Origin of the sequence: Streptomyces sp. IBSBF 2435 (assembly GCF_036815005.1) — a bacterium.
Lineage (GTDB): Bacteria > Actinomycetota > Actinomycetes > Streptomycetales > Streptomycetaceae > Actinacidiphila.
In genome coordinates this window covers 1-9862 of the sequence record NZ_JAJSYW010000042.1, presented here as the reverse complement: position 1 = coordinate 9862, position 9862 = coordinate 1, and the positions used below count along the sequence as shown (strand labels likewise).

Sequence of the window (9862 nt, the reverse complement as noted above, 5' to 3'; positions counted from 1 at the left end):
TTTTTTTTATAAAAAACCGGGGCGGGCCCCCCCCCCCGCCCCCCGCCGCGGCCCCCCCCGCCCCCCGCCCCCGACCCGGCCGGGCCGCGGCTGCCCGGCGGCAGCCGCCCGTACGTCCGGGCGCCGCTGCCCGCGGCGCCGCATCAGGAGGAGCTGGAGTACGACCCGGACGGGCGGGAGCTGCGGATCGGGGCGGGCCGGATCTCCCCGGTGTCCCCCGCCGCCTGGGACCGTACGGCCGGCGGGGTGCGGGTGCTCGACGCGTGGTGGGAGCGGCGTACGGCGCCGGGCGCACCGGGTTCGCTCGAAGCGCTGCGCCCGCCGGCCTGGACCCGGTCCTGCACCTCCGACCTGCTGGAAGTAGTCAGCGTCCTGACCCTGCTCGCCGAGCTGGACGCCGAACGGGACACGCTGGCCCGCGCGTTGTCGGCGCGGCCCGGCCGTACGCTCACGGCGACGCGGATGCGTGACGCCGGCGTCCTGCCGGTGCCTGCGGCCAGGCGCAGGCCGGCGTCCGTACTCGGCCACCGCGAAGAGGGGCCTGACGGGCAGTTCGCACTGGTGTGAGGACATCCGGGGCACGGGAGTCCACAACCGCGGGGGTCGGCCGGCGGGGAGAGGCGGGCACGACGGCAGGAAGCGGCGGGGACGGAGGCGCACCGAATTACCACGGGAGAGCGGCGCGAACGGCGGAGACCCGGAAGCTCAGTGGCGATTGCCGAAGAGCGACCTGCGCAGCCGTCGGAGCGGAGCGAAGAGCGAGACCCTGGCACCGCGATTCGCCGTGGTGTGAGCGGTGTTGCGCGAGGTCAGCTCCCGCATCAGCACGGTTGCCTCCTCGGCGTCGCGCTGCGGCAGGGCCGGCCCGGCGAGTATCGCCAGGTGCCGGTCTAGACGCGCACTGGACGCACCCGTTCCCGCACTGATGGCAGGCACTCTTGGCCTGCCGTGCATCGCTATCTGTTCCATGACTCTCCCCACCCTGACGAGGGCACCCTGCCTGGGCAGGTTAACCCTATCGTCCCGCCGCGTCACGTGCGCATCCCCTGTTCGGTACGGATGCCCGATTCACCTTCGTTTCAAGGGTGTTGACACGTAAGGGCCTTCGCAGTCGAACAGTGGCAGGAACCGTACTCCTGTTCTGCGGTCGCCGGTGACAGGATGTGTCGGCCGCGAGAGGGTGCGCCGCAGCCGGGTGGAAAAAGACTGGGCCAAATGGGCGCGGGTGCCGGATCATGGGCACATGTCCGCGACACCCCGTGACCCGAGGAGGCAAGTGCCGCCCACCAACGGACCAGGAACAGGAACGGGCCGCGCCGCCGAGCCGGCCGCCCCGCACCGCGCCCTTCCCATCCATCTGCGGCTGGACGACAGCGACTCGCCGTCCGATGTGGTCGACGCGCTCTTCCTCGGCCGATTCACCTCGGGCGAGCACCCGTTCGCCAGGGGCGCCTCGCTGGACACCGTCAAGTCCGGGCTCACTCTGCTGCCGCCGGAGGCCGCGGTCCTGCGGCAGGCCCGCGACAAGGACCGCAGCGCCACCCTCGCCGAAGGCGACGGCTGGACGATCCTGATCTCGCGCTGGAATCGCGGCGCCGACGTCACGGTGGCGGCCGTCACCGACGAGCTCGCCGAGCAGGTGCTCAAGTCGGCCGTGGACGACGCGGAGGACGAGCCGGAGCCGGAGCCGGAAAGCGTCACCATGGGCTTCTGGTACGTCTCGCCGCGCCGCGGGCCGCACCGCACCACCCGGCAGATCTCCGCCGCCACCTGGGAGGAGCTGCGCGGCAATTACACCGCGCAGGTCGCCGAGGCGATGGACGGCCTGATGAAGCTCAGCGTGGACGACGTCACCGGGCGGCTGCTGCTGCTCCACGGCCCGCCCGGCACCGGCAAGACGTCGGCGCTGCGTACGCTGGCTCGGTCGTGGCGCGACTGGTGCCAGGTCGACTGCGTCCTGGACCCCGAGCGGCTGTTCAACGACGTCGGTTATCTGATGGACATAGCGATCGGCGAGGACGACGGCACGGCCGGCGGGCGCTGGCGGCTGCTGCTGCTGGAGGACTGCGACGAGCTGATCCGCGGCCAGGCCAAGCACCAGACCGGCCAGGCCCTGTCCCGGCTGCTGAATCTCACCGACGGCCTGCTCGGCCAGGGCCGCAACGTGCTGGTCGGCATCACCACCAACGAGGACCTGGAACGCCTGCACCCCGCGGTGGTCCGCCCGGGCCGCTGCCTGGCCAGGATCGAGGTCGGCCCGCTCAACCGCGACGAGGCGGTGAACTGGCTGGGCACCTCGGAGGGCATCGGCCGCGACGGAGCGACGCTGGCCGAGCTGTACGCCCTGCGCCGCGGTACGACCTCCGCGCTGCCGGTCCCGGCGCAGGCCGCGGACGGCCTGTATCTGTGACGCGGCGGCCTGCGCCCGGTCCCACCGGCAGGGCGGCCGGACCGATGTGATTCCGGCATGACGGCCGAGGGGACGCACGCGGCGGAATGCGACCGCGCGACACGCCGGGTGTGGGCGGTGCTCGGCGGGCCGCCCGCGCTGCCCGACCGGGTGCGCTGCGGTCCGCCGGGCGGGCTGCCGGCCGAGGGGGTGCGGGTGCTCGACCTGACACGGGTGATCGCCGGGCCGGTCGCGACCCGTACGCTCGGCCTGCTCGGCGCGCAGGTGCTGCGGATCGACTCCCCCTGGCTGCCGGAGCTGTGGGACGCGCAGGCCGACACCGGTTTCGGCAAGTGCTCCGCCGCGCTGGACCTGGCGGACCGGGCCGGCCGGCGGACCTTCGAGGAGTTGCTGTCCGGCGCCGATGTGGTCGTGACCGGCTACCGGCCCGGCTCCCTCGACCGGTACGGGCTGTCCGCGCGGGCACTGCTCGACCGTCACCCCGGTCTGATCGTGGCGCAGTTGTCCACCTGGGGCTTCGACGGGCCGTGGGCGGACCGCCGGGGCTTCGACAGCCTGGTGCAGGCCGCGAGCGGGATCGCCCTGCTCCAGGCGGACGACCACCACCGACGGCCACCGCCGCGGACGCCCGGTCCCGGGCGGCCGGCTCGTCGCCGTCGATCCAGTCCGCCGGTCCCCGCGGTGAGGACGGCCGCGTCATCGGCGTCCAACGGGCCGAGGACCCTCGCGCTCCCTTGTCGGCCCGGTCAGAGGCATGCCTCAGTTTCCGTACGCGGCGCGCAGCGCCTCCTCCACTGCGGCGCGGGCCGCCTCGCGGTCCAGGCCGAGGCGGCGGCTGCGCTCGACGTACGCCGTGGCGGCCGCGGCCACCTCGCGGGCGCGGGCGTCGGCGGCGGCCACGTAGGTGCCGTGCCGGCCGCGCGTCTCGATCACGCCGTCCCCCTCAAGTGCCCGGTAGGCCTTGGCGACGGTGTTGGCCGCGAGCCCCGACTGTTCGGCGAGGCCGCGGACGGTGGGCAGCTTGTAGCCGACCGGGAGCCGACCGGCACGGGCCTCCTCCGCGATCTGACCGCGCAACTGTTCGTAGGGCGCGACGGCCGACCCCGCGTCGATGGTGATCTCCAGCGTCATATCGGGGATCCTGGCACAACGGGCGCCGCCAGGGGGACGGCTCGGTGCGGTCCGGCCGGGTCGTACGCGATGGGGTCGCCGCTCTCGTGCAGGTGCGTCAGGAACGGCACTCCGGCCCGGTAGGACTCCAGGCCCGCGCGGCAGTAGGCGACCATGTCGTCGGGCAGGTCGTCCAGCGGATACCAGCCCAGGTGCGAGCATTTGTCCGGCTCGCGGTTGACCGGCTCGGCGCCGGGGGCGAGCCGGGCGGTGAAGAACCAGCCGATCCTGGGCGCGCCGCCGGGGCTCCGGTGCTGGAGCACCACCGCCGCTTCGACCTCGTGCGGTGCCAGGTCGATGCCGATCTCCTCGCCCGCCTCCCGGATCATCCCGGCTCTGACGTCCTCGCCGTCCTCCAAATGCCCCGACGGCGCGTGCAGCAGCCCGTCCGCGTATCCGGTGCCGGCCCGGCGGGCGAGCAGGACGTCCCGGCCGCGCAGCAGGATCAGATGGACATCGACGATCTCGGTGTGCCGCCGCGGCGGGGCGGGCCTGACCACGGCCGCGTACCGCTCGTCGTCGACCTCGCGGCCCCACAGCGCCGGGTCGGATCCGAGCTGGTCGATCACGGTGGACCCGCCGAGGCCCGCGGCCAGGCCGGCGAGGGTGTCGGCGGTGATGCCGACCGGGCTGACGGCGCCCCAGCGGCCCTCGATCAGCACGAGCCGCCCGCCGGGCCGCAGCAGCCCTGCCCAGTGCCGGAGCACGGCAGCCGGGTCCGGCAGCATCCACAGCACGTGCCGGACCAGCACGACGTCGAAGCGGCGGGGGCCGACCGGCGGCCGGGCCGCGTCGCCGACGACCGCCTGCGCGCCGGTGCCCGCCAGCTTCGCGCGCGCCCGCGCGATCATCTGTTCCGACAGGTCGACGGCGGTGACCCGGTGGCCGTCCCGCGCCGCGAGCAGCGCGAGGCTGCCGGTGCCGCAGCCGAGGTCGAGGACGTCGGACGGCGCGGCGGGCAGCCAGGACCGCAGCCGTATCGCCCAGGCGTCACTGACCCGCGGGTCGCGCAGGCCGTGGTCGGGCTCGTCATCGAATCGGTCGGCCGCGGCGTCCCAGAATCGCCGTCCGGTGGTGTCGGTGGTCATGGGATCAGCGTGCCATCCGGCACTGACAACAGTGGTGAGCCGGCCTGTCATCGCAGGTCGGGGCCGCTACCAGCTGGGGCGGACCGGGCTGCCCGGGGCCAGTTTCACCAGTTCGTCGCGCAGCGCGAGCAGCCGGCGCTCGCCCACCATCTCCACCCATGGCCTGACCGCCTCCGCGGCGGACGCCTCCGCCGCGCGCGTGCAGCGCCGCCCGCGGTCGGTGAGCAGGACGAGGCGGGCCCGCGCGTCGTCGGGGTGCGGACGGCGCTCGACGTACCCCTTGGTCTCCAGCTCGTCGACGAGCTGGCTGGCCGCCTGCCGGGTGACTCCGAGATGCGCGGCGATCTCGGTGACGGTCGCGCCGGCCGGGGCGATCCGGGAGAAGACGAAGCCGTGCGTGGGGCGCAGATCGTCGTAGCCGTGGGCCACCACACCGGTGTGTATGTCCTGGACGAGGGACCCCGTCGCGCTGAGGAGTGCGGCGGTCAGGCTCATCGCATCGGAATTCTTCACCGGAGCAGCTTGACACAGTGGGCAAGCTGCTTGAATATATAGGAAAGCAGCTTGAGCAAATTACTTGAGCAAGCTCCTTGCCTATCGGACAGGACGGCCGTCCTGTCCGAACCGCTCTGTTTCTTTGGGGGTTGTCATGCCTTTCATCACCGCGAACGAGGCCGTTGTCCATGACATGCACGGGGTGCGCTTCGTCTCCTACGCGGCATCGGCGCTCGGCAGCAGGGAGTTGTGCGCCTGGCGCGGGGAGGTGCCGGCCGGGAGCGGCGGGCCGCCGCACACGATCAGCCGCGAGGAGGTCTTCCTTGTCCTGTCCGGCTCGCTGGAACTCACGATCGACGGCAACACGCGGCTGCTCGGCGCGGGGGACGTGGCGATCGCACCGGCCGGCGCCACCCTCGGTGTCGCCAATCCGACGGAGGAGCCGGCCGGAATGTGGGTCACCACGAGCGTCGGCCTGACAGCCACGCTGCCCGACGGTTCGCTCATATCCCCGCCCTGGGCCAGCTGACGTCCGACGGGGTCCGGGGCTGCCCCGTCGGTGTCCTGGCGCCGCTATCCGAACCGGGTGAAACGGCCCTTGGGCAGGGCTCCGATACGCAGGGGGGTGATCCGGTGGGCGAGCACATTGAGGGCGCCGTCGCGGCGCTCGACGGTGCCGTGCACCAGCAGCCCGGCATGGTCGGTCACCGTTCTCGCGCTGCGTTCCCACAGCCAGAGCGGCACGATGACATTGGTCATCCCGGTCTCGTCCTCCAGGTTGACGAAGGACACCCCGTGGGCGGTGGGCGGGCGCTGCACATGGGTGATCAGGCCGCCGATCACGGCCTGGTCCTGGTCGGCCAGTTCGCGGACGGCAGCTGCACTGCGGACGCCGTTCCGGGAGAGGCGGTCGCGCTCGTAGCCGACCGGATGGGCACCCGGGGTGGCGCCGGTGACCCACAGGTCGGCGCGGGTCTCCTCGGCCGGGGTCATCGCCGGCAGCCGGGGCGGGACGGGGCCGGGGACGGTACCGGGCAGCATGCCCGGGTCGGTGCGGCCCGGCGTACCGACCGTCCACAGGGCGCTGCGGCGGCTCACCCCGAAACAGCCGAACGCCCCGCCGATGGCAAGGGCCTCAAGGGACCTGACCGGCAGGCGGGTGCGCCGGACGAAGTCCTCAAGGCCCGAGAAGGGCGCCGCGGCGCGGGCGTCGACGATCAGTTGGGCGGCGTCGGTGCCCAGGGTGCGCACCATGGCAAGACCGAGCCGGACCGCGGCGCCGCCGGCGGAGGCCGGGTCGGGTTCCAGGACGGCCTGCACCCCGGAGTGCCGGACGTCGACGCCGCGGACGGTCACGCCATGGCGCTTGGCATCGTGGATCAGGCTCAACGGCCGGTAGAAGCCCATGGGCTGGTTGGCCAGCAGCCCGGCGAGCAGCGCGCTGGGGTGGTGGTGCTTGAGCCAGGCGGAGACACAGCTGATGTGGGCCATGCTCTGGGCGTGGCTCTCGGGGAAGCCGTAGTCGGAGAAGGCCTGGATCATGTCGGCGATCTGCTCGGCGGCGGCAGCGGGGATGCCGCGGGCCGCCATGCCGTCGAGCAGTTGGGTGCGCATCTTGGCGACCTCCTCCACCGAGTGCTTGGCGCTCATCGCCGAGCGCAGCCGGTCGGCCTCGGCGGCGGAGAGGCCGGCGCAGTCGACGGCCAGGTGCATCATCTGCTCCTGCCACAGGGCGACTCCGAGCGAGCGTTTCAGCGCGGGTTCGGCCAGCGGGTGCGGATAGCTGACCGGCTCCCGGCCGGCCCGGCGCCGCAGATAGGGGTGCACGGCGTTGCCCTGGATGGGGCCCGGCCTGATCAGGGAGACGGCGACGACGATGTCGGCCAGGCAGCGGGGCCGCAGCCGGGGCAGGGTGCCGATCATGGCCCGCGACTCCAGCTGGTAGGTGCCGATGGTGTCACCGGCGCAGACCATGTCGTAGACCGCGGGGTCGTCCTGCGGGATGGTGGCCAGGTCCAGGTGGACACCGTGGAAGTCGGCGATCATCGTGCAGGCGTCGTGGGCGGCGGACAGGAAGCCCAGGGCGAGCAGGTCGATCTTGGTGAGGCCGGCCGCGGCCACGTCCTCCTTGTCGCCCTGGACGACGGTTCGGCCCTCGGCGGTGGCCCATTCCACCGGCATGACCTCCCCGATGGGCCGGCGGGTGATCACCATGCCGCCGGAGTGCACACCGAGATGGCGGGGCAGCCGGTCGAGGCCGGCGGCCAGCTCGCGCACATCGGCGGGCAGTCCGGCCTCGCCCTTCGACGGCTCGCGTGGGTCGATGTGGCGGGTGAGGGCGTCGATCTCGGCGGCGGAGTGGCCCAGCGCGCGGGCCGCGTCCCGGACCGCGAGCCGGGGGCGGTAGGTGATCAGGTTGGCGACCTGGGCGCAGTGGGTGCGGCCGTAGGTGGTGTAGCAGTACTGAATGACCTCTTCGCGCCTGCGGTGCTCGAAGTCGAGATCGATGTCGGGCGGTCCGTCGCGGTCGGGGCTGAGGAAGCGTTCGAAGAGCAGGTTGTGGCGTACCGGGTCGACATTGGTGATGCCCAGGACGTAGCAGACAACGCTGTTCGCGGCCGAGCCGCGGCCCTGGCACCAGATGCCGGCGCGCGCGGCGAAGGCGGTGATGTCCTGGACGATCAGGAAGTATCCGGCCATGCCGAGGCCGGCGATGACGCCGAGTTCGTGGTCGAGCTGCCGCCAGGCGCGGCGGACCTGGGGGTCCCCGGAGTGCCGGGGACCGTAGCGGACAGCTGCGGACTGCACGGCCAGGTGCCGCAGCCAGGAGTCGTCGGTGTGTCCTGCGGGGACGGTGGCGTTGGGCAGTTCCGGGCGCAGTTCGGCCAGGTCGACGGCCAGGTCGCGGCCGAGCGCCACGGCGGTCTCCACGGCGCCGGGCCAGCGGGCGAACAGCCGGCGCATCTCCGCCCCCGAGCGCAGATGGGCGGCCGGGGCGGCGGGCAGGTGGGCGGCGGCGCGCTCCAGGTCCTCGCTCCGCCGCAGTGCGGCCAGCGCCTGGGCCAGCCTGGCCTGGGCGGGACGGGCGTAGTGCACCGCGCCCGTGGCCACCACCCCGGTGCCGAGCCGCCGGGCGGCGGCGGCCAGGGCGTCGTTGCGCGGGCCGTCGGCGGGCAGCCGGTGGTCGGTCAGCTCCGCATAGACATGGCCGGCGCCGAAGCGGTCGGCGAGCAGTTCCAGCCGCCGGGCGGCGGTGGCCGGGTCCTGGCCGGGAGCGGGGCAGCCGGTCAGCACCGCCCAGTGGCCGCCGTGCGCCGCAGCGACCTGGTCCAGGTCGTAGCGGGGGCGGCCTTTGGACCCGGCGAGCTGGGCGGCGCTGATCACCGTGCCGAGGCGGCTGAAACCCGCCAGGTCGCGGGCCAGCACCAGCACCGGGCCGAGCGGCTGCGGGAGGGTGAGTTCGGCGCCGAAGACGGTAGCGATGCCGGCCTCCTTGGCAGCGGCGCTGTGACGGCGGGCGGCGTAGAGGCCGTCCCTGTCTGTCGCGGCCAGCGTCCCGACGCCGAGCCGGCCCGCCTCGGCGACCAGGGCCGCGGAGTCGGCGGCACCCTGGAGGAAACTCAGCGAGGTGTGGCAGTGCAGTTCCGCCCACGGCTCCTGCCGCTGCTCCTGCTCCGGGTCCTCGCCGGGCGCGGGGGGCCGTAGCTGCACCACCTGTCCGCCGGACCGGTTCAATAGCTGGCCTCCGCCCACCAGTGGCCCTGCTCCAGCCGCAGCAGCCAGGCGCGGCCGTCGGCGGCGGTGGCCAGCAGCCGGGCGGCCCGCATCGCCTCGGCCGGGTTCCACCAGGACTCGTCCAGGGTCCACGGCCCCGACCAACCGGCCACCGCGGCCGAGCGCTCGCCGCGTATCCGCAGGTGCGCGGGCGGGGCGGAGAGCCGCGAACGGGCGTCGACCGCCACGTCCTGCCCGGTGGCGTCGAGCAGCCGGGCGGGCGGCATCTGCGGGTAGACGAGCGCCGGATGCGGTGCGGGCAGCTGTCCCGGCCAGGGGCCTGCGACCGTACGGGACGGCACGGTGACATCGCCGAACGGCACCCGCTGGACCCGTTCGGCAGGTCCCCGCCCCCCGACGACCCGGGCACGGGTGACCGCGGCATGACCGAGGCGGACCTGTAGCCGGGCCGCGGCATGTTCGAGCTCGTCGCGGTGCCGCTCGTCCCACAGCCCGCCCTGCTCCCCGGTGGCCGCGCTGAGGTGGAACGGCGTCAAGGCCAACCGGCTGACGCCGTTCCCCGCAATCCCGGGTTCGCCGTCCCGGGGTCCGCTGGCTTGGGGTCCCCCGCGTCCGGGTTCGCCACGCCCGGGTTCGCCACGCCCGGGCTCCCGTCCCCGGGTTTCCGCGGTCCCGGGCTCACCGCGCCTGCGCGCACCGAGCCCGGCCTCCCCACGTCCGGGGCCGATGCCTCCAGGCTCCCCGACCCCGGGTTTTCCGCGTCCGGGCTCCCCGCCTCCAGGTCCCCGGCCGCCGGGGTTCCCGCTCACGGGTTCGCCACGCCCGAGTCCGCTGCCCCGGGGGTCGTCGCGTCCGTGCGTACCGTGTCCGGGGTCAGCGTCCCTGGACTCCCCGTCGCCGGTGATTCGTTGGTCGGCGATCTGGTCGGCGGGCCGGGGGGCGGGCCGGTCCTCCGGTTCTGGGG

Annotated in this window: 9 protein-coding genes and 1 pseudogene; 4 read left to right on the top strand and 6 right to left on the bottom strand. The window is 73.9% G+C overall.

Annotated elements, in window-relative coordinates; genetic code table 11:
* The first annotated feature begins 210 nt into the window (after window positions 1–210).
* Window positions 211–567 (top strand): hypothetical protein, encoded by a 357-nt coding sequence (locus V7E46_RS11275; protein ID WP_333768289.1) that lies wholly within the window; start codon window positions 211–213, stop codon window positions 565–567.
* Window positions 568–705: 138 nt separating this feature from the next.
* On the opposite strand, the gene V7E46_RS11270 is transcribed toward V7E46_RS11275, so the two are convergent.
* A complete protein-coding gene (locus V7E46_RS11270; RefSeq protein WP_329180279.1) occupies window positions 706–969 on the bottom strand; it encodes a hypothetical protein in 264 nt (87 codons plus the stop codon).
* Window positions 970–1243: 274 nt separating this feature from the next.
* Here V7E46_RS11270 and V7E46_RS11265 point away from each other — a divergent pair, with 274 nt between their 5' ends.
* Together V7E46_RS11265 and V7E46_RS11260 are read left to right on the top strand one after the other, a co-directional pair.
* Complete coding sequence (locus V7E46_RS11265) at window positions 1244–2410, top strand: DUF5925 domain-containing protein (RefSeq protein ID WP_443054119.1); 1167 nt, start codon at window positions 1244–1246, stop codon at window positions 2408–2410.
* A gap of 174 nt (window positions 2411–2584) precedes the next feature.
* Window positions 2585–3004, top strand: a pseudogene (locus V7E46_RS11260) (CoA transferase); the annotation flags it as partial.
* 165 nt (window positions 3005–3169) lie between these two features.
* On the opposite strand, the gene V7E46_RS11255 reads toward V7E46_RS11260, so the two are convergent.
* The 3 genes from V7E46_RS11255 to V7E46_RS11245 form a co-directional block, all read right to left on the bottom strand.
* Window positions 3170–3541: a GntR family transcriptional regulator gene (locus V7E46_RS11255; protein WP_329180273.1), complete on the bottom strand. Its 372-nt coding sequence runs from the start codon at window positions 3539–3541 to the stop codon at window positions 3170–3172.
* The gene (locus V7E46_RS11250; RefSeq protein ID WP_333768287.1) at window positions 3538–4668 is read right to left on the bottom strand and encodes a methyltransferase domain-containing protein; all 1131 of its coding nucleotides are present in this window, start codon (window positions 4666–4668) and stop codon (window positions 3538–3540) included. Before V7E46_RS11250 ends, V7E46_RS11255 begins: the two co-directional genes overlap by 4 nt.
* Window positions 4669–4734: 66 nt before the next feature.
* Complete coding sequence (locus V7E46_RS11245) at window positions 4735–5181, bottom strand: MarR family winged helix-turn-helix transcriptional regulator (RefSeq protein ID WP_329180268.1); 447 nt, start codon at window positions 5179–5181, stop codon at window positions 4735–4737.
* Between the two features lie 136 nt (window positions 5182–5317).
* Between V7E46_RS11245 and V7E46_RS11240 the strand changes: the two genes are divergently transcribed.
* Window positions 5318–5692 carry a cupin domain-containing protein gene (locus V7E46_RS11240; RefSeq protein WP_333768286.1) on the top strand — a complete coding sequence of 125 codons (375 nt, stop codon included), beginning with the start codon at window positions 5318–5320 and terminating at the stop codon, window positions 5690–5692.
* Between the two features lie 44 nt (window positions 5693–5736).
* Here the strand turns inward: V7E46_RS11240 and V7E46_RS11235 are convergent, their stop codons facing one another.
* Together V7E46_RS11235 and V7E46_RS11230 are read right to left on the bottom strand one after the other, a co-directional pair.
* Window positions 5737–8874 (bottom strand): error-prone DNA polymerase, encoded by a 3138-nt coding sequence (locus tag V7E46_RS11235; RefSeq protein WP_333768285.1) that lies wholly within the window; start codon window positions 8872–8874, stop codon window positions 5737–5739.
* A gap of 20 nt (window positions 8875–8894) precedes the next feature.
* On the bottom strand, window positions 8895–9434 hold the full coding sequence (locus tag V7E46_RS11230; protein WP_333768284.1) for a hypothetical protein: 540 nt from the start codon (window positions 9432–9434) through the stop codon (window positions 8895–8897).
* Window positions 9435–9862 lie beyond the last annotated feature (428 nt).

Excerpts from the sequence above, each read along its gene's own strand:
- V7E46_RS11240 (WP_333768286.1), top strand. The coding sequence starts at position 5,318 with ATGCCTTTCATCACCGCGAACGAGGCCGTTGTCCATGACATGCACGGG.
- V7E46_RS11250 (WP_333768287.1), bottom strand. The coding sequence starts at position 4,668 with ATGACCACCGACACCACCGGACGGCGATTCTGGGACGCCGCGGCCGAC.
- V7E46_RS11265 (WP_443054119.1), top strand. The coding sequence starts at position 1,244 with ATGTCCGCGACACCCCGTGACCCGAGGAGGCAAGTGCCGCCCACCAAC.
- V7E46_RS11270 (WP_329180279.1), bottom strand. The coding sequence starts at position 969 with ATGGAACAGATAGCGATGCACGGCAGGCCAAGAGTGCCTGCCATCAGT.
- V7E46_RS11255 (WP_329180273.1), bottom strand. The coding sequence starts at position 3,541 with ATGACGCTGGAGATCACCATCGACGCGGGGTCGGCCGTCGCGCCCTAC.